Source organism: Mesorhizobium sp. USDA 4132, assembly GCF_056279545.1.
Genome location: NZ_JBWCCP010000001.1, coordinates 2744611 through 2767622, shown reverse-complemented (window position 1 = coordinate 2767622; position 23012 = coordinate 2744611). Strand labels below are relative to the sequence as shown.

The following is a 23012-nucleotide window of genomic DNA, read 5'->3' as shown; positions in this document are numbered from 1 at the left end:
TACCTACCGGCCCTGCCAAGCCGGAGCGCGCTTTTCGCGGAAGGCCGTCACGCCTTCGACAGCGTCTTCGCTTTGAAGCGCGCGGATCAGTGCGGGGGTGCGCAATCCTTGAGCTTCCGCGGGGCTGAGATGGCCGGTGCGGTTGACCGTCTGCTTGATCGCCTTCAGTGACAGCGGGGCACAGGCGACGATATCGCCCACCCATCTGTCGACGGCTGCATCCAGCTGATCGAAGGGCACGGTCTCGTTGACGATGCCGAAGCCCTGCATTTCGGCGGCGGTAAACTGCCGGCCGGTCAGCATCACCGACATGGCGAGGTTGTGGGGGATCTTGCGCTGCAGGAGCACCATGCCGCCATCCAGCGGCATGCGGCCGACGCGTGCTTCCGGCAGGCCGAACTTGGCGGTGTCGGCGGCGATCACGATATCGCAGCCGAGCACCATTTCGAAGCCGCCGCCGAGCGCATAACCGTTGACGCGGGCGATCACCGGCACGTCCAGCGATTTGCGGAAGGCGAGGCCGCCGAAGCCGTTGGTGCGGCTTTCCGCCCAATAATCGAGGCCGCTCTTGGTGGCGCCGCCCTTGAGATCGGCGCCGGTGCAGAAGGCCTTTTGGCCGCTGCCGGTCAGGACCACGCAGGAGATGTCGTCACGGGCCTCGATCTCGGTCCAGATCGCCTCAAGTTCCTTTTCGGTCGCGGCATCGACGGCGTTCATGCGGTCCGGGCGGTCGAGCGTGACCCGTGCGACACGGTTCTCGACGGAAAATCCGACGGTCATGCCGCATCTCCGCGGCGAGCGTCTAAGGAGGCGAGGATTTCAGCATTGTGCTGACCGAGGCTCGGCGGTGCGATGCGCACCGAGACGGGTGCCGCGGACATGTCGATGGGAGACCCGATGAGGCGGATCGGCCCGGCGGCCGTTTCACCCGCTTCGAGGATCATCTTGTTGATGACCGTCTGCGGGTCCTGCAGCGCTTCGGCAAGGTTACGCACGGGCGCGCAGAGGATATCAACCTCTTCCAGGCGCTTCAGCCAATGGGCATTGCTATTCCTGGCAAAATTCGCGCGAAAAATCTCCTGCAGTTCGGGGCGATGCGCCATCTGGGAATCGAAATCCTTATAGCGCGGTTGCGCGGAAAGATCTTCGATTTCGAGCGCGTTGCAGATGTCCTGCAGCGGGTTCTGCTTGAAGGCGCCGACCATGACGATCGCGCCGTCGGTGGTGTCGAAGACGCCGGTCAGCGGGAAGGCGCCCCAGTTCAAATCCTTCTCGCGCATCATGTGCGCGGCGCCTTCCTGCATCTGCATGGCGAGCATGGAATTGTAGAGGCTGACGGCAACCTGCTGGCCTTCGCCGGTCTTTTCCCGGTGCAGGAGCGCCAGCAGAATGCCCTGGACGAGGTGCATGCCGGCGGAATAGTCGGCAAGCGGGGTGGCGTAGATCGAGGTCGGGTGGGCGCTGTCGGACTTGCGGCGCATGACGCCGGAAAGCGCCTGGGCGAGAATGTCCTGGCCGCCCTTGTGCTGGTAGGGGCCGGTGAGGCCGAAGCCGGTGCCGATGGCGTAGATCAGCCGCTTATTGATCTTCTTCAGGTCGTCGTAACCGAAGCCCATCCGCTCCATCACGCCGGGGCGGAAGTTGTTGACCACCACATCTGCGCCCGCGATCAGCGCCAGCACGGCGTCGCGCGCTTCGGTGAGCTTCAGGTCCAGCGCCAGGCTCTTCTTGTTGCGGTTGAGCGAGCAGAAGACCGGGTTGTTGAGGCCGTCCGGATCGGAGCCGAGCGACCAGCGCGACAGGTCGCCGATCTTGGCCTTCTCGATCTTGATGACTTCGGCGCCGTAGTCGGCGAGCGTCTGGGTGCAGCAGGGGCCGAGCATGACCTGCGTGAAATCGATTACGCGGATGCCGTCGAGGGGTAGAGAATTCATTCCGCAGCCTCCAGGAATGTTGCATTATCGGAGGGCACGTCGCCGGGATCGGCACCCTGGGCCCGCATCTGTTTCTGGATCGCACGAACATCGGCTTTCCGAACGGTGGTTCCGGCATTGAGCGCCACGACGGCGGCGACGCCTGCGGCCTCGCCCATCGCCATGCAGGGCGGGATCTCACGGCTCGACTTCTGCGCCTGCGGTGTCGCCGAGTAGTGACGTCCGGCGACGATCAGCTGGTCGACCTCGCGCGGCAGCATCGACCGGTAGGGCGTGTAATAATCGCGGCCGCGGCAGACGGTGTCGGAGAAGTGGATGCGGTTCATCACGTCATCCTTGGTGACGACGTATTCGCCTTCGAGAAGACGCGTCTGGCGCACGCCGGTCTGCGGCGCGAAATCGACCACATAGGCCTTTTCGAAACCCGGCATCTTTTCGCGGGTGAAATCGAGCAGGCGGGCGATGCGGTTGCGGCCTTCGAGTTCGGCCTTGGTCAGGTCTTCGGTCTTGAGGCCGGAGAGGTTCGGCATATGCGGGCAGTTGAGCCAGACGACGCCGGGCAGCGGGGTCTTCAGCCACCAGAAGGACCAGCAGCCGCCGATCAGGCGTTTTGCCTCGTGGTCGATCTTCTTGAAGGCTTCCGGCTCCTCGAATTCGAAGCGCTCGGCTGCATCTGTATCGACGCCGCCCCAGCGGGAGACGGTGGTCAGGATGAAGTTGGATTCCACATGCGAGGCGCCGGCAGAGGCCGCGACGTCGAGGTCGCCGGTCGTGTCGATGACGACATCGCCGAGGATCGCTTCCATGCCAGACTTGGTCTGGCAGATGACGCCCTTGATGGTCTTGCCTTCCATGATCGCGGAGGAGAACCAGCTATGGGTTCTGAGCTTGACGCCGGCTTCGGTCAGCACGTCATAGGAGGCGCGTTTGAAACCGTCCGGATCGAAGGCGGCGGAAAAGCAGATCGGGTGCGGCATGGACTGGGTGTGGAAATCGAACAGGCCCCAGCGCGCCCAGCGCCGCCAGGCGTCCGGCGTCTCGCGGATGTCGAGCTCGCGGTCGCGGCCGGTCGGGGTGACGCAGAGGTTCCATTTCTTCATCCGCTCGATCATCTCCATGCAGATGCCCTGCACGGTGATTTCGAGGTTGTTGATCATGTCGTCGAGCACCAGCACCATGCCGCCGGCGGCAAGCCCGCCGACGTAAGGATAGCGTTCGAGGAGGGTCACCTTGGCGCCGTTGCGGGCCGCGGAAACGGCTGCGGAAATGCCCGCCGGTCCCCCGCCGACCACCACCACATCGGAACGGTCGACCACTGCGACGTTGCGCGCCGCCTGAAGAATTGTCTGTTGCATTGGTTCAAACTCCCAAAGAGTTGGGCCTGAGGACAGTTGGCTCAGTGTGTTGGGCTCAGTGCGATCCGGCCGGCTTCCAGCGGATCATCCGGGCTTCGATCACCGAGACGACGAAGAAGAGGACGACGGCAAGGACCGCAGCGATCACGACGGTTGCGTAAAGCAGCGGCGAGCGGAAATTGTAGGTCGCCTCGATGATCAGGGCGCCGAGGCCGAAGCTGGAGCCGATCCATTCGGCGACGATGGCGCCCATGACGCTGCTGGTCGCGGCGATCTTCAATGCCGCAAACAGGAACGGCATAGAACTCGGCAGCCGCACCTTCCAGAGGATTTCCGTGTTGCTGGCAGACAGCACCCGCATCAGGTCGAGCATGGCGGGGCTCGCGGATTTCAGGCCCTGAACCATGTTGACCAAAGTCGGGAAGAAGCAGATCAGCCCGGCGATGATGATTTTTGGCGCAAGCCCGTTGCCGAAGATGAGCACCAGGATCGGGGCAAGCGCGATGATCGGGATCGCCTTGATGAAGACGGCGATCGGATAGAAAGCTTTTTCCGCCGTCGCGCTATGGACGAACCAGACCGCCAGAAGGATGGCGACGAGATTGCCGAAAACGAAGCCGAGGAAGGCTTCGAGGATCGTCGGCAGCATGTTAGTCCAGAGCAGCTTAGCATTGTCTTGGAAGGCGTAGGCGACATCGACCGGGCTTGGAGCCATGAAGGTCGGGATCTTGAAGAACCAGACGACGAGCTGCCAGAGGACCACAAGCCCGACGGCGGCTGATATCGCCGGCATATGCTTGACGAGCACGCCGGCCGTTGCATCGAGAAGCGCAATTTTACGCTCGGGTGGGGCACCGGTCTTGGTGGTGGAAGAAACGACGTGGCTCACAGGCATTCCTCCAAAAGGCGGCGCAGATGCGCGGTGACGCCGATGAATTCGACGGTGTCACGCACAGCAAGCGAACGCGGGAAGGGGAGATCGACCTTCATGAACTCCTTGACGCGACCCGGATGAGCCTGGAGCATCAGCACGTTCTGGCCGAGGAAAGCCGCTTCCGGGATGGAATGGGTGACGAACAGGATTGTCGTTCCCGTTTCCTGCCAGACGCGCAGCAGTTCCTCGTTCAGCCGGTCGCGGGTGATCTCGTCGAGTGCCCCGAATGGTTCGTCCATCAGAAGGATGCGCGGCCGCGTGATCAGCGCGCGGGCGATCGCCACGCGCTGGCGCATGCCGCCCGAGAGTTCGTGAGGGAGCGCGTTTTCGCGCCCCTTCAATCCGACCATCGCCAGCAGTTCATGCGGGTCCGCATGGTTGCCGGTTTGGGCGTGTTTTCCGACTTCCAGCGGCAGGCGGACGTTGTCGAGTACGTTCCGCCAGGGAAGCAGCGTCGCGTCCTGGAAAACGAAGGCGAAGTCGCGGCTCTCGCGAGCTTCCTGCGGGCTGCGACCGAAGACGGAAATCGAACCGTCGCTGATGTGGACGAGATCCGCCACACATCTGAGCAGGGTCGATTTTCCGCAGCCGGACGGCCCAAGCATGGTGACGAAGGCGCCTTCCGGTATGTCCGCGGAAACGTCGGAAAGGGCCGTGAACTCGTTGTTCCTATCACCAAACCGGACGGAGAGGTTTCGGATCGAAACCGCCGTGGCTGCCGGTTCGGTCTGGGGAACGTTCGGCATCAACTTCGCCGTTCCTAACATGGCCATCACCCCACCTGTTTGCGGATGTCGCTGGTGGCTTCGAGAATGGAGAAGTTCGCGACGTCGTCGACCGTCGGAACCGTTCCTTTGAACTGCTTGAGATCGGCATAGGCCTTGATCTGCGCCGCCCAGTTTTCACGCGACATGGTGCCCCAGCCGGACGCCTTGGTGGTCGCGCCGAAGGAGAAGTCGACGCACGGGGCCACGGCTTTCATTTCGCTGGCCTTGTCGAGGATCGGATAGGCCTCACAGAGCATCTCGACCGCTTCCTTCTGGTTGTTGCGGACATAACCCCAGCCCTTGGCAGCGGCGCGGGTGAAACGTTCGAGAACATCGGAATGTTTGGCGATCTGGTCGTCGGTCGTGTAGTAGACGTTGGCGTACAGCTGTAGGCCGCTGTCCCAGAGCATCATGTCGACGCGATTGTCGCCGAGGACATCGAGGGCATTGACGTTGGTGAGCCAGCCGGTGACCGCATCGGCCTGACCGGTGATCAGCTGGTTCATGTCCGAACCCATGTTGACCATCTTCACCTGGTCCTCGGCGATGCCGTTCTGAGCGAGCAGTGCGCGCAGCAGGATGAAGGCGGTCGGCTGGGTGGCGATCGTCTTGCCGATCATGTCTTTCGGGGTCTTGATCGCCTTGTTCTTCAGCGAAAAATAAGTGAAGGGGTGCTTCTGGTAGCCGGACAGGAAGGCCTTGACCGGCAGGCCGGCGGAACGCGCCAGCATCACGGACGGGCTGGAAGAGATCTGGCCGGTTGCGGACTGGCCCGATGCCACGCCCGCGACGCCGTCGACGCTCGGTCCGCCGGGGACGATTTCAAGCTCGATGCCCTGTTCTTCGAAGAAACCCTTCTTGATGGCGGCGACTTCGCCCAGCACGCCGTTCGAGACGAGCCAGCCGAGCTGCATGCGCACCTTGGCCACATCCTTGGCATTGCCGGCGCGGATGCCGAGGATGCTGGAGGCGGCGGCGAAGCCACCCAAGGCCGCAGCGTTGGATATGAAACGGCGGCGATTCAGTGTGAAATGAGACATAGCGTTCCCCTGTTGGCCTTGTGGCCTGATACATTTTCGCTTGACTTGGCCGGTCTCAGCGCCGGATTGAGGAGAGGATGGCGCAATGTCGCGTTCTAATAAAGAACAATATTTCGCATATTTGGTTGCCGAAAAGGCAACGCCAAAACGCACGGCAATTCTATTGAATTTGCAATCGTCAAGTCCGTCGCCCGAACCGAAGCATCGATTTGGGGCCAAGACTTTGCGAAGGCCTGATTTATGGTGGACGTTTACTTAATTATCCACTCAAGATAGAAAATGCTTGCAGGGGTACTCGGCAACTTATCGATGATAGGATACGAATAACACGTCAGTATCCTAGTGCCAAAGAGATGGTCCCGCAGTGAGCAAAGCACCGAATGCCGCCGACAGAGAGGTTGGAAAGCGGATCCGCCTCTACAGGCGAGAGAAAAAACTTACGCAGCCGCAACTTGCCCACCATGTGGGCATCACATCTCAGCAGCTTCAGAAATATGAAAACGGCATCAACCGGATTGCAGTCGGCAAACTGGTGGAGATCGCGACCGCGCTGAAGATCGAGATGGTGGCGTTCTTCGATCGGATTCCGACAGTCGAACCGTCGAACGACAATCAGCTCGAAGACCCGCAGTTCGATTTCACCCATGAAGCGCTGCTGATGAGCACCGCCTTCATGAGCATTTCCAAACCGGTTCTTCGCAAACGCATCCTGGAATTGGTTCAGGCGGTTGTTGCAAGGGAATTCGAGGCGGAAGCGCTTCTGGACGATATCGAAAGACAGCCGGCCCGATCGGCGGCCCCTGACGCTTAAGTCCTGGGACCGTCCTCATCGAGGGCTATCTTCGTCTTGCTGCGGAATATCGCATTCAGCTTCACGCTCCTCTCGTTTTCGGGGCTGACGCCCTCCCAATCGAGCGAGAGTTGAAGGAGAGCCATGTTCGTCAAGTGGACGACCGTGGAGAGCTGAAGCGATTCCGCCTCCTTGTTGACCGCGGAAAGCATGCGGAACAGGCGGGCATATTCGTCACTGGCGACGTCGTGGGCGAGATCAATCATTCATGGATCCTTGCGACGAGTCCATCTCGTCGCGCAGTTTTTCCCAATGGGCGGTCTGTGCGAACGTCCATTTGGAGTGTTTACGGGAACTGGTAATGCCGTTGAGCCAAACGAGAACGGCCCTCGCATCCTCACGTTTCAATTCCACCTTGTGGCGTTTAATGTCGTGAAGGATCACCGCACTACGCTGAGGATCACTGAACTCGCATCGTTCGAGAATGGCCTGATAGGTCCGCTCGGTGTAGTGCATGAAATTGGCAGCGAGAAAAAACCGTTCCCGCTCGGCAGCTGAAATGAGTCCCATCCGCCCAAGCTTGCGGATCGTTGCCTCGTAGTCGACGCGCGGCACCGAGAGCGGCATCCATCCGAGCTCCTCAGGGCCGTGAATCAATGCCACGGCCTCGTCGTCGATCAGCCGCCCGGCGGCATAGTCAGAATATATCCGGCCGATGCCGATCATTCCGAATGCCTCGCATTCGGCAGCGCGCAACGCTCCCATGCTCGATCCGCCGCCGATGGAGACATCGCGGCTCAGCGCATAAAGGATCTCCTTGTGCCACACGGAGGCGGACTCGCCGAAATAGCCGTCGATCAGTGCGATCGCCGTGGCGCCGTCCTCGACCGCCTTCAGGATGTCGCCGCGGGCAGCAGGTCCGCGGAAGGTCAGCGACGGGAATCGCTGTTTCATCTGGCGGGTCGATGACCCGAGGCTCGGCCCGACGAAAACGACTTTCAATGCCGTGACCTCCTTATGGCATTTGCAGCGCGGATACCGAGCTGCAAATATTGTCCGGAAAGTTCGACTTCCAGGCCGGGAACGATGACCCGGACGACCGAAACGGGGAGCCCGGCATCCTGCATGGGAACCGCAACCACCTGCCTGATGCCGGCAAGTCTGAGACGACCGAGTATGTGATCGATCGTGCCGTTGATGGAGTGGCGGGTTGCGTCAAGCTCGCGATACTGGACCGGGCGCCTGTCCAGCGACGACAGGGCGACCAGGCGGCTGAGAGCGTTATCCGCCCGTATGTGCTGATAGATGCGGGGCGAAAAATCGTCGCGGCTGCCGGCAATCGCGGTCAGGCGGCTCTGTGCTGCTTCGGTTATGGCGCGCAGCATTGCGCGCACCGGGTCGGGATGGCAGCCGCAGCCGCCGCAAATCTGGCTCCAGCGCGGGTCTGATCGCTTGGCCGTGGCGTCCGGGATAAGCACGGCCAGAAATGCCGGAACCTGGAGGTCTGTCGTCATGTCGAGGAGAAGGAGCTGCATGCCCGCATTGCGAAGGCGGCTGACCATGAGGTCGAGCACGGCATCCTCGACGCTGGCCGGATCGACGAGGCAGGCATTCAATTCGTCCTCGGATTTGAGCTGGACAAGGGTCCAGGCATCGCGCTCGACGAGTTCGCACAGCCCGTGCAGGAGTGCCTCCGCATGGGTGTTTCCGGATGCGAGGCCATCGCTGGACTGCTCGAACCCTGCAGGCCGTTCGCCTCGGTGATCCATCCCGGCGAGCCACCAGGGCACCATGATCTGATTGCCGGAGAGGATGTCGATACCGGTGACCCAGGGTATCTGACGGTCGCCGATTTCGGAGGGCACGCACCGTGCGGTCGAATGAAGGTCGATCATACCCGCGGCAGAGCCGGCGACGTCGTTGACGGTCGCCCAGGTGAGCGATGCCGGTTCGACCTCGGCAACCCGTGTCTCCAGGGCTTCCATGGCGGCCGAGGTGCGCGCCGCATCGGTATCGACGCCTTTGCCCTGGAAGACGGAGAGAGTGTAGCTGTTGGGCCGCGTCGCAAAGGCGACGGGAATGCCGACCCGGTCGAGGCCGGTCAGGAAGCCGACCCGGGTAATGCCGAGATCTCTGAAAAACGGGCTGATCGCGTCGAAGGTTTCCGCCGGCGACACGCGCCGGTCATGATACGTGCTGAAACCCTGCTCCCTCTGCGTGAGGGAGGCTGCGAATTTCTGGATCGTCTGCGTCGATGACTGGATCTGCATCATCATTTCCGGCTGCCAAATTTCGAAGGACCCTGACCTCGAATGAGATTGGGCGGGCGACTGCCGGGTCTGCAAAAGTGGTTCCGATGCCGAACTCATCCCGTCGATTCGTCCTCTCCAAGGGTCTCTAGTGCAGAAGAAACCAAAGGCACCGTGACTTGGGCGTGACAGGCTTGTTTAGGGGGCTTGTGTGGCTACTTGAATGATCTTTTGCTTGGCGGCTGGTGGTCAAGCCCAAGGCAGCCGTCGGCCCCTTGGGCTTCCAGGCTCATTACTGATATCTCATTGCATGCGTGACCTGAGAGAGCGCGTTCGCGGCAATCTCGGTCCGGCCGCCAAGCACGGCTTCGGCAGCGGCGGAAAACCGCAACGTCGGGGCAGAGGTAGTGGTTTCGACCGGCTTGGATGTCTTGAACTTCGTTTCCATGCTTTCTCTCCGCTAATAGGCAGCTTGTGCTGCGTTGCGTAGAGAAAGGACCACACCGGGTGTTATTCCAGCGTGACAGGCATTTTCACGCCTTTTTACGGCAGCCCGGCGAGCCTGAGGCCGTGAATGAGCAGCTCGGCATGCGCCGGGTCGCGGTCAGGCACGAAGTAACGGATATCTTCGCTCCGGAAATCGGGGAAGTTTTCCCGGACGATCGCCGCATATCTACGCGCGGCCGGCATGTCGCCTGCCATCGCGTGACTGGCGGCAAGCAGCCGCGCGGTGGCGTGTTTGCTGCGGACCGGGTCGATCGTATCGATCGCTTTTGAATATTCCTGGCGCACGTAATGGGTGGAGCCCAGTATCCAGTAGTAATAATCCGGCGGCAGAGGGTTCAGCTTGAAGGCGGCGAGCCCGAGATCGAGAGCCTTGTCCAGGTCGCCGGCATGCGACAGAGCGTCCGAATAATCTATCAGCACGTCCGCGTCGCTCGGATTAAGGTTCTGAGCCTCCTGAAAAAGGTCCAGGCTTTCGTCGAAACGTCGGCGATAAAGCGAGATGAAGCCGAGCTCGCGGAAAGCGCGGCCGCTGCCGGGATCGAGATCGCGGGATGCGCGGGCGGATTGATTGGCGACATCCAGTAGCTCGTTGTCCTTCATGCCGCGAACCAGCCATTCCATGCCGAGCGACCGCGAAATTCCGGCATGCGCCGGCGAAAAACTGTCACACCGCTTGACCGCCGACTTGAACCATTTGCGCGCCTGACGCAGATGCGGCAGGTCCGTGCCGGACAGATAGCGCTTTCCTTCGAGGTAAAGGCGGTAGGCAGAGGGGTCGACGTCATCCAGGGACCTGGCGATTTCATGCCGTTCGATGACATCGGTCAGCGACATCGAGATGCGCCGTGCCAACTGACTGAAAGATGCTCTCATCTGCTGGACGTCGAGCGGCAGGTTGATGGCCCAGAGCACTTCGCCGGTGCCCACCCGCGTCAGCCTGCAGGTCGCAAAAATCTCGTCGCCTTCCCCCTGGATCGTCACGAATACGGAATAGTCGAACTGAAGGTCGCTGAGGGCCGATTGGCGTTGATTGGGATCGCCCGATCGATTGAGCAGTTCGAAACTCGTATGGGCGGCGATGATCTTGAAAACACGTTGGTGGCTGAGGCCGATCGTGACGTCTTCCAAAAGAGCTCTGCCGAGGCGCTGCACCAGTGCGTCCTGGACGATGGTCTCGGGCGGCAGGATCACCACGCGCGGCTGTGCCGGCATGACACCCCTTGGGCGTTCCTCCGCTTCGGGCGTACGGTCAGAACCCGGCCGGCTGAGGATGCCGAGTTCGTGGGCGAGCCCAACCGTCTCCGGTGTCGGCGGCGTGCCATAATCCGCCCTCAGCTGGTCCCGGCATCGGCTATAAGCCTGACGAGCGGCGGCGAAGTCACCATGGCTGACGTGATACTTCATCAGGGCTCGCGCGGCGCCCTCGTGAGAGGCATCCAGTTCGATCAGGCGGTTGGCAAGCAAGGGTAGTGACGAGGACTGCTGGTGGGACGATATCGCGAGCAGGCTTTCGATGTGGCTCAGTCGCCAGTCACCGACCTTGCGCCGCGCGTCCAGAAGCCAGTCCTCCGCTCCGCCGGTCGGAGCCTCGACGGCTTCGAGCAGTTCGCCATGAACAAGGTCCCATTTATCCTCGTCTAACGGTGCCGCCTCCATCAAGGCGAGGAGATCAACCGTGAACCGATCGCAATCAAGCCGCAGCGTTTCTTCGTCGTTGACGAGGATGGCCGGGGCGTCCGGTCCGACCGCCTTGGCGATGCGTGCCAGAAGCTGACGCAGGCTGTTGGCGCGTTTTTCCGCATCATGGGAAGGCCAGAGCAGCCGCCGTATCGTTTCGCGGTCGACCGTCAATCTGGGCGCCATCGCAACGACAGCAAATAGAAAATAGGCTTTTTCCGGCAGCGCGATGCTCACGCCGTCCAACTCAAGCGAGGGGCGACCGAGCAACCGGATTTGGAGCATCGTATTTTCGAGCATTGTATTGCTGTTCGGAACTACGCGTTGTTGTAGAAAATATGTATCGTTATGGGGACGGTCTGTACATTCATTTCTGATACTGCTGAGCTAATAAGCTCCAAGTACGAAACCCGCTTCGGCAAATTACGTTGTATTGCTCTCGTCGAAGACGCGTTTTCATCCGCCGCCGCAGGTCGGAAGCAGGTTGTAAGATATTTGCTCGACCGACATCAGGATATCGGCCTCGGTCGGGCCGGATGAGCTCAGGGTTACGCCGGGCTTCCGAGGAACTGGAAGTACGCCCAGGCGAGAACAAGGCATACGATCACGGCTGCAACAACTGCCAACTTGCGTAGCAACGGATTCGGCTCTCGCGGCGGCGGTTCCGGGCGTCGGAATTTGATGACGTTGTCGTTCATGAATCTGCTTTTACCGCTGAACGTCTTGAACCGCTACAGGGTTGCGATTGTTTTATGGTGTTGCGGGTGCGAGCCGCATCCGAGACGTGCATAACAGCACATCGATCCGCGTTCAACTTGCCATATTCACGGTCCCTGCGTTCAATGGACATTCCAAGCGTGGTTCTTGACCTCCCTACTTCACTGCTCCCGCCGTCATGCCGTTGATGAACTGGCGGGACAGGATGATGTAGACGATGATGACCGGCGCCGAGGACAACAGAAGCCCCGCGAACAGCACGCCCCAATCTGTCGTGTATTCGCCCATGAAGGTCGTGAGGCCTTGCGGCAGGGTCTTCAGGTTGTCCTTCTGGATGAAGATCAGCGGGAAGAAGAAGTCGTTCCAGATCGGCACGACGTTCTGAATGCCGGCGATCACCAGGGCCGGCCGCACCAGCGGCAGCATGATCGACCACATGATCCGCGGTTCGCTGGCGCCGTCCATGCGGGCCGCGTCCTCAAGTTCGTTCGGAAGCGTGGCGATGAAGCCGGTCATGATGAAGACGGTGGTCGGCAGGCCCATCGCCACATAGATGACGATCAGCGACAGCTGCGTGTTCAGGATGCCGAGATCGCGCATCAGGATGAAGAGCGGGATGATCGCGAGCTTCAGGGGAAGCGTCAGTCCGGCCAGGAAGAACATCAGCACGAAGCTCGATCCCCGGAACTTGTAGCGACCGACCGCATAGGCCGCCATCGTCCCGAGCGTCAGGATCACGACGATCGACGCGCCGGTGACGATCACCGAATTCAGGAGATAGCGCAGGAAGTTGGTCTGGCTCCAGATCTTGACGATGTTGGCAAGGTTGGAGAAATCCGGGATGCCGAACGGCGACTGGAAGATCTGCGCATTGGTCTTGAACGCGGCAAACAGCATGATGACGATGGGAGCGAGCATCACCACCGTATTCAGGATCAGGATGATCTGGATCAGCCCATCCTTGCCGAGCGTGGCGAGCATGCCGCGCCGATCGTAATAGCTTTGCGAAGCAGTGCTCATATCTGGATTTCCCTGGCCCGCAGCTTGAAGGTGATGACGCCGGCCACCAGCGCGATGAAGACGAAGATCAGCACGGCAAGCGCGCTGCCGGCGCCGAAATCCTGGCCCGAGCCGGACATGTTGCCGAAGGCGGTGCGGTAGAAATAGAGCCCGAGCACATCGGTTGCGCCGTGCGGAGAGCCTTCAAGGCCGACCATCACGTAAGGAATCTCGAACCAGTTGAAGCTGCCGACGAAAAGAAGCGTGAAGACGACCGTGGCGCTTGGCGCCACCAGCGGCCAGACGATCTTGGTGATCTTGGTCCACTCGCTTTCGGTTTCCATGCGAACGGCATCGAGGATTTCACCCGGAATGCGCTGCATGCCTGCGAGGAAGACCAGCGTCGGGAAGCCGACCATGTGCCACGCATTGGCGAATATCAACGACCAGAGCGCGGTGGAATCCTGACCCAGCCAGGGCTGGGCAAGTCCGCCAAGGCCCAGCCCGCGGAACGAGATGTTGACCACGCCGAAAAGCGGATGAAGGAAGAGCTTCCAGAGAAAGCCAACGATGATGGTCGACAGTACGACCGGCAGGAAGACGGAAATCCGGTGGAAGGCAGCACCCGGCAGCTCGCGCCAGAGACAGTAGGCGAGCAGGAATCCGACGCCGTTCTGCAGCACCATCAGCGCAAAGAAGACCCAGACGTTGTGAAGGAACGCGTTGACGGTCCAATCGGCATAAGGCTGGGTGAACAGCACCTTGTAGAAGTTTGCGAAACCGACGAATTCGCCGCGCGCCAGCCCGTTCCAATGGAAAAAGGCATAGGCGAAGGCCGAGATGATCGGGTAGACGACAAACAGCGCTACGAAGGCAAGCGGCGGCACAATCAGGGCCGAAATCCAGAGCCTTCGCGAAACAAGGGGCGATCCGGGCATTACAACTCTCTTGAGATTGGAGGCGGGGCGGCTTGTAAAACCGTCCCGCCGCTTGAGGTCACTTCTTGAACGGGGCGTACCAGTTCGCAAGGCCGGTCGTCAGGTTCTTGCCGACCTCTTCCGGGGTCGCCTTGCCGCCAAGCAGCTTCTGGATCTCGCTCTGCAGCAGGACCGAACCGGACGGCTCGCCGTAACGGAAATGGACCAGCATCAGATAGGGGATCGAGTGCTTGTTGAGGTCGGCGACTTCGCCAAGCAGCGGGTCCTTGAACGTCACGCCGGGTACTGCCGAGATGTTGTTCAGGTCGTTGGCGAACATCTGGCCGAATTCCTGGCTGGCGAGGAAGTTCAGGAACTTGACCGAAGCTTCCTTGTTCTTGCCCTTGGCGTTGGCCGCATAACCGCCGTCGAAATAGAGGGCGACGAGCTTCTCGTCCTCGGCCTTCAGGCCCGGAGCCGCGAAGATGCCCATCTTCATGTTTGGGTTCTGCTTCTTGAAGTTGGCAAGCTCGTAGGAGCCGCCGACAAACATACCGGCCATGCCCGATGAGAAGAGCTGCTGGGCGGAAGCATAATCAAGACCGATGAAGCCGTCCGGGAAATATTTGGTGATTTCCTTGAGCTTGGTGAGTGCCCCGACATAACGCTTGTCTGTGAAGTCCGCCTTGCCGGCCATCAGGTCGTCGTAGAAGCCGCGGCCCATGATCGAGGATACGAGGCCGCCGACCACGACTTCGTTCTGCCAGGCGGTTGCCGTGCCGTTGGCAAACGGCATGACGCCGGCAGCCTTCAGCTTTTCGGATGCCTTGATGAAGTCATCCCAGCTCTGCGGCTCGCTCAAGCCGTTCTTGTCGAAGATATCCTTGTTGTAAATCACCAGCATGGTCTGGCTGGCAAAGGGTACGGCGTAGGTGGTCTTGTTCGAACGCATCGTCTCCGAGGCGAGCGCCGGCGCGGTGAAGGTCGAGAGGGCCGGGACATTGGTCTTGTCCAGAGCCAGAAGATAGCCACCGCTCGCGATCGTTTCCATGCCGCCATAGGTGCGGGTGAACATCAGGTCGGGTCCCGAACCGCCAGCAAGCGCGGTCGACAGGATCGTGTTGTAGTTCGTCGCTTCGAACGTTTCGAACTTGACTGTGATGCCCGGGTTCTTCGTCTCGAAAGCGGAGATAAATTTCTGGTACTGGGCCTTATCTTCCTGCCGCCAGCTCCAGAAGGTCAATTCCTGCGCCATTGCCGGCAAGGCCGTCGCCAAGGCTCCCAAGGCTACTATCGTGCTGCAAACTAGCTTTTTCATCTGGTTCCATCCTCTTGGTATTTATAGGAGACGAAAGTGCTTTCAGGCCGCCAACCTCTCCCTCGTTGCGCGACTGAAATAGTGGATTTCCTCTGAAGCCACCGTGATGACGACCGGCGTGTCCGGAGGCAGGTCGACCGAGGCCGAGGACCGGATGCCGACCAGCGTGCCGTCGCCGAGGCGCACGTACACATAGGTGTTCTCGCCCAGATATTCCGTGTAGACGACGCTGCCCTTGAAACCCTCAGTGCTTTCGTCCGTGGAGACCGTCATCGCATCCGGCCGGACGCCGATCACGAGATCGCGCTCGTCGGATTGCGGCAGGCGGGAAACATTGACCGATCCCGATCCGGTAAGCCCGAGATTGTTGCTGTCGCGTTCAACGTTGAGAAGCGACATTCGGGGCGAGCCGATGAAGGTCGCGACGAACGTGTTGGCCGGCCGTTCGTAAAGTTCGCGCGGGCTGCCGAACTGTTCGACCTTGCCGTTGTTCATCACGACGATCCGGTCGGCAAGCGTCATCGCCTCGACCTGATCGTGGGTGACATAGATGGTGGTGCCGCCGATCTCGCGATGGAGCCTGGCGATCTCCAGGCGCACGTCGGAGCGCAGCGCCGCATCCAAGTTGGAAAGCGGCTCGTCGAGAAGCAGGACCTTCGGCTTTCTGACCAGCGCGCGGCCGATCGCAACGCGCTGGCGCTGGCCGCCGGAAAGTTCGCGGGGCTTGCGCTTCAGCAGCGGATCGAGCCGCAGCATCTTGGAGGCTTCGTCGATGCGCTTTTCGACTTCGTCTTTCTCAAGGCCCATCAGCCGTGCGCCAAAAGCCATGTTTTCATAGACATCCATATGCGGATAGAGCGCATAGGACTGAAACACCATGGCGATGCCGCGGCGCGACGGGGCGACGTCGTTCATCCGGCGGTCGTCGAGGTGAAACTCACCGGAACTGATCGTATCGAGGCCCGCGATCAATCTCAGCAGCGTCGATTTTCCGCATCCCGACGGGCCGACGAAAACGACGAATTCCCTGTCGGAAATCTGGAGGTCGATACCGTGCAGCACGTCGACGGATTTGAAGCTTTTCTTGATGCCGCTGAGGGTCATTCGAGCCATGCCGAAACTCCGTACTCGTCAATTCAAAGTGTGCTCGGCGGCAAGTGCCGTGAGCAATTCAGCCGTTTCAAACGGATCGCGATGAAGGATGCAATTCTGCCATCCTAGCTCGTGTGCCGCCACGACGTTTTCCTCGATGTCGTCGATGAAGATGACGTCCTTTTCCGAACATCCTTCGACTTCCGACACCGCCTGAAAAATCATCCGGTCCGGTTTTTCAAGGCCCATGTCCTGGGAGAGGTATTCGTGATCGAAATAACCAGCGCCCAGGAGGTTGTCGCTGATATAGCGCCAGTGGATCGCCTGATTGTTGCTGAGGCAGACGACGCGATGATTTTCCTTGAGCTTGCGGACGAAGCCGATGAATTCGTCAAAACCTTCGGCGACATATGCATGTTCGGCTTCATAGACGCTTTCGGTCGGCACGCCGAATATTCCGGCGAGCGCCTGCACGTAATCGGGCTCCGTCGACCGCCCCAGCCGAAAATCGCGGAAGATCGCCTCCGGAACGTCGCCATACCGCAGGGACGGACCTGCGCCGCCGGGCTTCGATACCGCGCGGTCACGGGAAGCCGGATCGAGCTTCACGAACACGCCGCCAATATCAAAAATGAAGAGCTTTTCGCGTTTCTTCATGAGCCGGTTCCAGCACCACTCCCTCATCCCTTAAGTGTTAACAACTTATTAGATAATTCCGCCCTGTCAATTAAGTATGGAATTTTTTATTCGTATCGAATGTTTTCAACAGGGTGTTGCCGCCTTCGCTTCATTTTGGTCGGGGATCTACTATGGGTATTGGTGCGGGATGTAATGAGCCGCAGGCGATAAGGCCTTAGAAATACGCCTGATTTGCGGGTGAGTCGGTCATCTCGCAACGGCAATGCCGCGTGGCGGAATGGAATATAAAATTCTTTATGTTTTTACTGATGGGAATTTTCTATCGTAATCGTTTTGGTCACAAGGATCGCCGATCGAACGATCGGCGGAAAGACCGATATCGGGGTGGCCGGCATCATAATGGCAGGCGGTTGATTGTGTTGGGGAAGCGCGGCCGCTCGGATGTTAGCGGCAGGACGGTCGTCGGTGGTGTTCGTGGCAGACGTCGTGTGTGAGAATGGCCTGTAGCCATGCCGGGACCACTACAGTCGGGCTGGCCAGGGGGCACGGCTGCTTCTCAAGGTCCGCAGCACAATGCAATCGCCCTCCGCCGCGAGCGGGCCGCGGTGGAGAGGGCGACGGGATATTATCGTGGGGGTACCCGATCGCCTGTATCTCTTGGACTAGGCGACCGGAGGACGGCTCCGACGGGAGCTTAGTCGGGGCGATCGTTACGCCGCGACGGGCTGGGCGGGCGCCTTGGCGCCGGTCATGAAGGCGACGGCGTCGGACATCGTGTATTCTTTCGGATCGATCACGGTCAGCCGTCGTCCAAGCCGATGAATATGGATACGGTCGGCCACTTCGAACACATGCGGCATGTTGTGCGAGATGAGCACAATCGGAATGCCGCGCGAGCGCACGTCGAGGATAAGCTCCAGAACTTTCCGGCTTTCCTTGACGCCGAGTGCGGCGGTTGGTTCGTCGAGGATGATGACCTTGGAACCGAAGGCGGCGGCCCGGGCCACCGCAACGCCCTGACGCTGCCCGCCAGACAGGGTCTCGACGGCCTGGTTGATGTTCTGGATCGTCATCAGCCCGAGTTCGGTAAGCTTGTCTCGAGCCTGCTTTTCCATGGTCGGTCGGTCGAGCATGCGGAACCACTGACCGAGCACGCCCGGTTTGCGGATTTCGCGCCCGAGAAACATGTTGTCGGCGATGGATAGCGCCGGTGAGAGCGCGAGGTTCTGGTAGACGGTTTCGATGCCCGCATCGCGGGCTTCGAGCGGCGACTTGAAGTGCACCGGCCGGCCTTCCAGGGTGATTTCACCCTCGTCGGGCCGCACCGCGCCGGAGATCGCCTTGATCAGCGAGGATTTGCCGGCACCGTTGTCGCCGATGACGGCGAGGATTTCACCGGGGTAGAGATCGAAATCGGCGTTGTCGAGAGCGGTCACGCGTCCGTAACGCTTGACCAGGCCGCGGGCTGTGAGGATGGGTTCGACACTCATGATTACACCGAGACCTTTCTGATCCACTGATCGATGGCGACGGCGGCGATGATGAGCCAGCCGGTCAGCATGACTTTCCATTGAGGATCGGCGCCGAGCATGTTGAGCCCCATCGACATGACGCCGACGAGCATGGCGCCGAACAGCGTGCCGAGGATGGAGCCGCGGCCGCCGAACAGCGAGATGCCACCGATCACCGTTGCGGTGATTGCCTGCAGGTTATAGTCGGTCACGGCGGAGGAGGGGGATATTGAACCGTTGCGGCCGATCGAAACCCAGGCGGCGAAGGCGGCGATGATCCCGGCGATCGTGTAGACGCTGAGCAAAACCTTGCGGGTCTGGATGCCGGAGAGTTTTGCTGCTTCCGGGTCGTCACCGACGGCGTAAACATGCCTTCCCCAGGCCGTATGGTTGAGGATGTACCAGAGCACTGCCACGAGCAGGACCATGGCGATGACACCAAGTGTCAGGATGGCGCTGCCTACCTTGAAATTGAGAGCGAAGAGATGGAGGAGCGGCGCCTTTTCATCCACGTCGGTGTCGCGGATCGTCTCGTTGGCGGAATAGATGAAATTCGTCGCCATGATGATGTTCCAGGAGCCGAGCGTCACGATGAACGGCGGCAGCCTCATGACCGCGACAAGGAACCCGTTGAAGAAGCCGCAGATGCCGCCGGTGATCAGCCCGACAAGGATTGCGATGCCCGCGGGCATACCGTAGGTAACGGCGAAATTGCCCATGATGACGGCCGATATCACCATCACCACCCCGATCGAAAGATCGATGCCGGCGGTGAGGATGATCAGCGTCTGGGCGGAGCCGAGAATACCGACCACCGCGATCTGCTGAAGGATCAGCGTCAGCGTATAGGACGAGAAGAACCGTCCGCCGATGGCGATGCCGAAGATGATGATGGACAGGATCAGTACGATCAGCGGCACGGCAGCGGGTGTCGAATGCAGAAAATGCTGCGCGCGTTTTAAGAGAGAGACGTCCTGGCTCTCGAACGAGGCAACGCTTTTGTCGCTGCCGTCGAGAACACGCTCGAATTCCTGTGTTCCACTCATGTTTCCTCCTCCGCGCGCCGAATGCGCAGGAACCATCCGTTGAGTTCGCCCGGTCTTCGCCGGTTGCTTCCCAGCGGCGTATCGCTGGTCGAAAATGGCCGGGGATTTCGCCCCGGCCGGAATGGGGCTATCTGATGAGGATCAACCCCAGCACTTAGCCGTACCTTCCTTGACGTCGATCGACTTGACGCCGGAAACAGGTTTGTCGGTGACCAGCGAGACGCCGGTGTCAAAGAAGGACTTGCCTTCGGTCGGCTTCGGCTTTTCCTTGGTGTCGGCGAACTTCTTGATCGCCTCGATGCCGAGCGATGCCATCAGCAGCGGATATTGCTGCGAGGTGGCGCCGATCACGCCTTCCTTGACCGACTTGACGCCCGGGCAACCGCCGTCGACCGAGACGATCAGCACGTTCTTTTCCATGCCGACAGCTTTCAGGGCCTGGTAGGCACCGACGGCGGCGGGCTCGTTGATCGTGTGGATGACGTTGATGCCGGAATTTTTCTGGAGAAGGTTTTCCATGGCCTTGCGGCCGCCTTCCTCGTTGCCGTTGGTCACGTCGTGGCCGACGATGCGCTTGTCGGTTTCGTCACCGATCTTGTCCGGGTTCTTGGGATCGATGCCAAAGCCGATCATGAAGCCCTGGTCGCGCAAAACGTCGACGGTCGGCTGGTCCGGGGTCAGATCCAGGAAGCCGACCTTGGCATCCTTGGCCTTGTCGCCCATGGTTTCCTTGGCCCACTGGCCGATCAGCTTGCCGGCAAGAAGATTGTCGGTGGCGAAGGTGGCGTCGGCGGCGTTGATCGGGTCGAGCGGGGTGTCGAGGGCGATGACGAGGACGCCGGCATCCCGGGCCTTCTTGACAGTCGGCACGATGCCCTTGGTGTCGGACGCGGTGATGAGAATGCCCTTGGCGCCGTCGGCGATGCAGCTTTCGATGGCTGCGACCTGGCTTTCGCTGTCGCCGTCGATCTTACCGGCATAGGATTTCAGCGTCACGCCGAGTTCCTTGGCCTTGGCCGAGGCGCCTTCCTTCATCTTGACGAAGAAGGGATTGGTGTCGGTCTTGGTGATCAGGCAGGCGGACACGCCGGCGGCCTGGGCAGGGGCGGAAAACGCGACGCCCAGGACAAGGGCGCCGAATGCGGCGGACAATACGGATTTCTTCATGGTCTCCTCCCAGAGTTAAGATTGTCCGCCATGCGGACCAAACGTTCGGACACCGGTGCCACCGAGTTCGACAGGCGTCTCCTCCAAGCCGTCCTGTGCCCTTACACCCTAATTAAGAACGAGTTGAAATAGCCTGTCAATAATTAATTCCGATTGAATTATTTATTTCTCGTGCCATAGTTTGCCGAAGTGGAGGTTCAGAATCTGGCGATCCGTGTGCGGTACGTCTTTGGGATTGGGGTGGGATATCAAAAAGATACCCAGCGTTCCCGAATGAGACTTCTCCGTCGGTTCAAGGCTTCTGGGAGGAAGAGCCATGTCGGTTTCGGATAGTGTGGCGCAAGGCCATGCGCTGCTGGGCAATTTTACCGGCGGCTCAAATCAGGTGCGGGTGAGGGCCTATAACGAGCGGCTCGTGCTTTCGCTTGTGCGCCTGAACAGCTCGATGTCGAAGGCGGATATCACGCGACGCAGCGGGCTTTCCGCCCAGACCGTCTCGGTCATCATGCGGGCACTCGAAAAGGACGGTCTACTGTTGCGCGGTGAACCGGTGCGCGGCCGGGTGGGGCAGCCTTCGGTGCCGATGCGTCTCAATCCGGATGCTGCCTATTCGTTCGGCGTGAAGATCGGCCGGCGTAGTGCCGACCTGGTGCTGATGGATTTCGTCGGTCATATCCGGCTGCAATATCACGAGACCTATGCCTATCCGCTTCCCGGGAAGATCATCGAGATCATTACGTCCGGCATCGCCCGGCTCGAAGGCCAGTTGAATGAGGCACAGCGCGGCCGTATCGCCGGGATCGGGATCGCCGCGCCCTTCGAACTCTGGAACTGGGCCGAGGAGGTGGGCGCTCCACAAGGGGCGATGGAGGTTTGGCGCGGGTTCGATCTGCAGGCGGAAATCGCAGCTAAGGTCCAGCACGCGGTCTATCTGCAGAACGACGCGACCAGCGCCTGCGGCGCAGAACTGGTGTTCGGCGTTGGCCCGTCCTATCCGGATTTCGTGTATTTCTTCATCGGATCGTTCATCGGCGGCGGGATCGTTCTGAATTCCGCGATTTTTTCCGGCCGGACCGGAACCGCCGGCGCGGTGGGGCCGCTTCCGGTGCGTGGCAAGGATGGCGAGACGCGCCAATTGCTCGACATCGCCTCGATCTTCGTTCTCGAGAACCTTCTGAAAGAGCGGAACCTGGATCCGCAGCCGCTCTGGTATTCCGCCGACGACTGGATCGATTTCGGAGAGCCGCTCGATCTGTGGATTTTCCAGACCGCGAATGCGCTTGCCCAGGCGATCGTCGCGGCGGCCTCGATCATCGATTTTGGTGCCGCCGTGATCGACGGCGGTTTTCCGGCCTGGGTGCGGCAACGGATCGTCGCCTCGACCATCGAGGCGGTGGCACGACTCGATCTTCAGGGCGTCATTATTCCCGATATCATCGAGGGAATGGTCGGCTCCCAGGCGCGGGCGATCGGCGGCGCCAGCCTGCCGATCTTTGCCAAATACCTCACCGACCAAAGCGTGCTTTTCAAGGACCTGCGCGAGATGCCGGCAGGTTCGTAGACTGCTGGCCGTCGGCCGATTCCATTGATCCCGGCGCCGTTTCGTTTGATCGGTGGAGAAGTTGCCTCAGCGGCCCTTGGCCTGGCGCCAGCGGGCGAAGTCCGTCTTGGTCTCCTCCCTGGTCGCCGGATAGAGGCCGATGATCGAGCGGCCGCTCAAGACCTCCTCGGTGACGAAATCCTCGAATGCGGTCATCTCGACCACCTCGTCGGCGATCTCGTCGGCGATGCCGGCTGGAACGATAACAACGCCTTCATTGTCGCCGACAACCACGTCGCCCGGCCAGACCGCGACGTCGCCGCAGCCGATCGGCACGTTGATATCGAGCGCCTGATGGAGTGTCAGGTTGGTCGGGGCGGAGGGGCGGTTGTGATAGGCACGGATGCCGAGTTCGGCAATTTCGGGGCTATCACGAAATCCGCCATCGGTGACGACGCCGGCGACGCCGCGCACCATCAGGCGCGACACAAGGATGGAGCCGGCGGAGGCGGCTCGGGGATCCCTGCGGCTGTCCATGACCATCACATGGCCGGCCGGGCACTGCTCGACGGCGGCGCGCTGCGGATGTTGCGGGTTCTGGAACACGGAAAGCGGGTTGAGGTCCTCACGTGCAGGGATGTAACGCAGGGTGAAGGCCTGACCGACCATGTTCTGCGGCTTTTGGGAAAGCGGCCGGACATCCTGGATGAACTGATTACGCAGTCCACGCTTGAAGAGCGCGGTGCAGATCGTCGCGCAGCTGATGCCCTGGTATTTCTTGCGCGTGGTCTCGGAAAGAACGTAGTCGGTCAT

General features: G+C 60.5%; 22 protein-coding genes. 2 read left to right on the top strand and 20 right to left on the bottom strand.

Features of this window, described 5'->3' with window-relative positions; translation table 11 throughout:
* Positions 1–3 precede the first annotated feature (3 nt).
* The 6 genes from ACZ9IU_RS14065 to ACZ9IU_RS14040 are packed head-to-tail and all read right to left on the bottom strand — an operon-like array spanning position 4 to position 6030.
* Positions 4–780 carry an enoyl-CoA hydratase-related protein gene (locus tag ACZ9IU_RS14065; RefSeq protein ID WP_038543925.1) on the bottom strand — a complete coding sequence of 259 codons (777 nt, stop codon included), beginning with the start codon at positions 778–780 and terminating at the stop codon, positions 4–6.
* A complete protein-coding gene (locus ACZ9IU_RS14060) occupies positions 777–1934 on the bottom strand; it encodes a CaiB/BaiF CoA transferase family protein (protein WP_038543923.1) in 1158 nt (385 codons plus the stop codon). Before ACZ9IU_RS14060 ends, ACZ9IU_RS14065 begins: the two co-directional genes overlap by 4 nt.
* Positions 1931–3289: an FAD-dependent oxidoreductase gene (locus ACZ9IU_RS14055; RefSeq protein ID WP_038543921.1), complete on the bottom strand. Its 1359-nt coding sequence runs from the start codon at positions 3287–3289 to the stop codon at positions 1931–1933. Before ACZ9IU_RS14055 ends, ACZ9IU_RS14060 begins: the two co-directional genes overlap by 4 nt.
* A 55-nt stretch (positions 3290–3344) precedes the next feature.
* Positions 3345–4178 (bottom strand): ABC transporter permease, encoded by an 834-nt coding sequence (locus ACZ9IU_RS14050; protein WP_038543919.1) that lies wholly within the window; start codon positions 4176–4178, stop codon positions 3345–3347.
* Positions 4175–4969 (bottom strand): ABC transporter ATP-binding protein, encoded by a 795-nt coding sequence (locus ACZ9IU_RS14045; RefSeq protein WP_244447507.1) that lies wholly within the window; start codon positions 4967–4969, stop codon positions 4175–4177. The genes ACZ9IU_RS14050 and ACZ9IU_RS14045 overlap by 4 nt, the downstream gene beginning before the upstream one ends.
* 26 nt (positions 4970–4995) lie before the next feature.
* Positions 4996–6030, bottom strand: a complete 1035-nt coding sequence (locus ACZ9IU_RS14040) for an ABC transporter substrate-binding protein (RefSeq protein WP_038543915.1) — start codon at positions 6028–6030, stop codon at positions 4996–4998.
* 364 nt (positions 6031–6394) lie between these two features.
* Between ACZ9IU_RS14040 and ACZ9IU_RS14035 the strand changes: the two genes are divergently transcribed.
* Entirely contained in the window at positions 6395–6841 is a 447-nt protein-coding gene (locus ACZ9IU_RS14035) for a helix-turn-helix domain-containing protein (RefSeq protein WP_080719177.1), read from the top strand.
* Here the strand turns inward: ACZ9IU_RS14035 and ACZ9IU_RS14030 are convergent.
* The 13 genes from ACZ9IU_RS14030 to ACZ9IU_RS13970 form a co-directional block, all read right to left on the bottom strand.
* Positions 6838–7086: a hypothetical protein gene (locus tag ACZ9IU_RS14030; RefSeq protein WP_038543913.1), complete on the bottom strand. Its 249-nt coding sequence runs from the start codon at positions 7084–7086 to the stop codon at positions 6838–6840. The genes ACZ9IU_RS14035 and ACZ9IU_RS14030 overlap by 4 nt on opposite strands.
* Complete coding sequence (locus tag ACZ9IU_RS14025; RefSeq protein ID WP_038543911.1) at positions 7079–7822, bottom strand: TfuA-like protein; 744 nt, start codon at positions 7820–7822, stop codon at positions 7079–7081. The genes ACZ9IU_RS14030 and ACZ9IU_RS14025 overlap by 8 nt, the downstream gene beginning before the upstream one ends.
* Positions 7819–9096 (bottom strand): YcaO-like family protein, encoded by a 1278-nt coding sequence (locus tag ACZ9IU_RS14020; RefSeq protein WP_244447506.1) that lies wholly within the window; start codon positions 9094–9096, stop codon positions 7819–7821. Before ACZ9IU_RS14020 ends, ACZ9IU_RS14025 begins: the two co-directional genes overlap by 4 nt.
* A 265-nt stretch (positions 9097–9361) precedes the next feature.
* Positions 9362–9517: a hypothetical protein gene (locus ACZ9IU_RS14015; protein WP_173426750.1), complete on the bottom strand. Its 156-nt coding sequence runs from the start codon at positions 9515–9517 to the stop codon at positions 9362–9364.
* 95 nt (positions 9518–9612) lie between these two features.
* The gene (locus tag ACZ9IU_RS14010) at positions 9613–11553 is read right to left on the bottom strand and encodes an AfsR/SARP family transcriptional regulator (protein WP_038543909.1); all 1941 of its coding nucleotides are present in this window, start codon (positions 11551–11553) and stop codon (positions 9613–9615) included.
* Between the two features lie 573 nt (positions 11554–12126).
* A complete protein-coding gene (locus ACZ9IU_RS14005) occupies positions 12127–12990 on the bottom strand; it encodes a carbohydrate ABC transporter permease (RefSeq protein WP_038543907.1) in 864 nt (287 codons plus the stop codon).
* Positions 12987–13907 (bottom strand): carbohydrate ABC transporter permease, encoded by a 921-nt coding sequence (locus ACZ9IU_RS14000; protein ID WP_038543905.1) that lies wholly within the window; start codon positions 13905–13907, stop codon positions 12987–12989. The genes ACZ9IU_RS14005 and ACZ9IU_RS14000 overlap by 4 nt, the downstream gene beginning before the upstream one ends.
* 58 nt (positions 13908–13965) lie before the next feature.
* Entirely contained in the window at positions 13966–15204 is a 1239-nt protein-coding gene (locus ACZ9IU_RS13995) for an extracellular solute-binding protein (RefSeq protein WP_038543903.1), read from the bottom strand.
* Positions 15205–15246: 42 nt separating this feature from the next.
* Complete coding sequence (locus ACZ9IU_RS13990) at positions 15247–16317, bottom strand: ABC transporter ATP-binding protein (RefSeq protein ID WP_038543901.1); 1071 nt, start codon at positions 16315–16317, stop codon at positions 15247–15249.
* Between the two features lie 18 nt (positions 16318–16335).
* Positions 16336–16953: an HAD-IA family hydrolase gene (locus tag ACZ9IU_RS13985; RefSeq protein ID WP_051899753.1), complete on the bottom strand. Its 618-nt coding sequence runs from the start codon at positions 16951–16953 to the stop codon at positions 16336–16338.
* A 692-nt stretch (positions 16954–17645) separates the two neighbouring features.
* Positions 17646–18425 carry an ATP-binding cassette domain-containing protein gene (locus ACZ9IU_RS13980; RefSeq protein ID WP_038543897.1) on the bottom strand — a complete coding sequence of 260 codons (780 nt, stop codon included), beginning with the start codon at positions 18423–18425 and terminating at the stop codon, positions 17646–17648.
* Positions 18426–18427: 2 nt separating this feature from the next.
* On the bottom strand, positions 18428–19492 hold the full coding sequence (locus ACZ9IU_RS13975) for an ABC transporter permease (RefSeq protein ID WP_038543895.1): 1065 nt from the start codon (positions 19490–19492) through the stop codon (positions 18428–18430).
* A 141-nt stretch (positions 19493–19633) separates the two neighbouring features.
* A complete protein-coding gene (locus ACZ9IU_RS13970) occupies positions 19634–20659 on the bottom strand; it encodes a sugar ABC transporter substrate-binding protein (protein WP_038543894.1) in 1026 nt (341 codons plus the stop codon).
* A 316-nt stretch (positions 20660–20975) separates the two neighbouring features.
* Between ACZ9IU_RS13970 and ACZ9IU_RS13965 the strand changes: the two genes are divergently transcribed.
* Positions 20976–22220, top strand: a complete 1245-nt coding sequence (locus tag ACZ9IU_RS13965; protein WP_051899752.1) for an ROK family transcriptional regulator — start codon at positions 20976–20978, stop codon at positions 22218–22220.
* Positions 22221–22286: 66 nt separating this feature from the next.
* Here ACZ9IU_RS13965 and ACZ9IU_RS13960 read toward each other — a convergent pair whose 3' ends face one another.
* Complete coding sequence (locus tag ACZ9IU_RS13960; protein ID WP_038543892.1) at positions 22287–23012, bottom strand: ribonuclease activity regulator RraA; 726 nt, start codon at positions 23010–23012, stop codon at positions 22287–22289.

Coding starts and splice junctions, on each gene's coding strand:
- ACZ9IU_RS14065 (WP_038543925.1), bottom strand. CDS start 780: ATGACCGTCGGATTTTCCGTCGAGAACCGTGTCGCACGGGTCACGCTC.
- ACZ9IU_RS14060 (WP_038543923.1), bottom strand. CDS start 1,934: ATGAATTCTCTACCCCTCGACGGCATCCGCGTAATCGATTTCACGCAG.
- ACZ9IU_RS14055 (WP_038543921.1), bottom strand. CDS start 3,289: ATGCAACAGACAATTCTTCAGGCGGCGCGCAACGTCGCAGTGGTCGAC.
- ACZ9IU_RS14045 (WP_244447507.1), bottom strand. CDS start 4,969: ATGCCGAACGTTCCCCAGACCGAACCGGCAGCCACGGCGGTTTCGATC.
- ACZ9IU_RS14040 (WP_038543915.1), bottom strand. CDS start 6,030: ATGTCTCATTTCACACTGAATCGCCGCCGTTTCATATCCAACGCTGCG.
- ACZ9IU_RS14030 (WP_038543913.1), bottom strand. CDS start 7,086: ATGATTGATCTCGCCCACGACGTCGCCAGTGACGAATATGCCCGCCTG.
- ACZ9IU_RS14020 (WP_244447506.1), bottom strand. CDS start 9,096: ATGATGATGCAGATCCAGTCATCGACGCAGACGATCCAGAAATTCGCA.
- ACZ9IU_RS14015 (WP_173426750.1), bottom strand. CDS start 9,517: ATGGAAACGAAGTTCAAGACATCCAAGCCGGTCGAAACCACTACCTCT.
- ACZ9IU_RS14010 (WP_038543909.1), bottom strand. CDS start 11,553: ATGCTCGAAAATACGATGCTCCAAATCCGGTTGCTCGGTCGCCCCTCG.
- ACZ9IU_RS14005 (WP_038543907.1), bottom strand. CDS start 12,990: ATGAGCACTGCTTCGCAAAGCTATTACGATCGGCGCGGCATGCTCGCC.
- ACZ9IU_RS14000 (WP_038543905.1), bottom strand. CDS start 13,907: ATGCCCGGATCGCCCCTTGTTTCGCGAAGGCTCTGGATTTCGGCCCTG.
- ACZ9IU_RS13995 (WP_038543903.1), bottom strand. CDS start 15,204: ATGAAAAAGCTAGTTTGCAGCACGATAGTAGCCTTGGGAGCCTTGGCG.
- ACZ9IU_RS13990 (WP_038543901.1), bottom strand. CDS start 16,317: ATGGCTCGAATGACCCTCAGCGGCATCAAGAAAAGCTTCAAATCCGTC.
- ACZ9IU_RS13985 (WP_051899753.1), bottom strand. CDS start 16,953: ATGAAGAAACGCGAAAAGCTCTTCATTTTTGATATTGGCGGCGTGTTC.
- ACZ9IU_RS13980 (WP_038543897.1), bottom strand. CDS start 18,425: ATGAGTGTCGAACCCATCCTCACAGCCCGCGGCCTGGTCAAGCGTTAC.
- ACZ9IU_RS13975 (WP_038543895.1), bottom strand. CDS start 19,492: ATGAGTGGAACACAGGAATTCGAGCGTGTTCTCGACGGCAGCGACAAA.
- ACZ9IU_RS13970 (WP_038543894.1), bottom strand. CDS start 20,659: ATGAAGAAATCCGTATTGTCCGCCGCATTCGGCGCCCTTGTCCTGGGC.
- ACZ9IU_RS13965 (WP_051899752.1), top strand. CDS start 20,976: ATGTCGGTTTCGGATAGTGTGGCGCAAGGCCATGCGCTGCTGGGCAAT.
- ACZ9IU_RS13960 (WP_038543892.1), bottom strand. CDS start 23,012: ATGACCGACTACGTTCTTTCCGAGACCACGCGCAAGAAATACCAGGGC.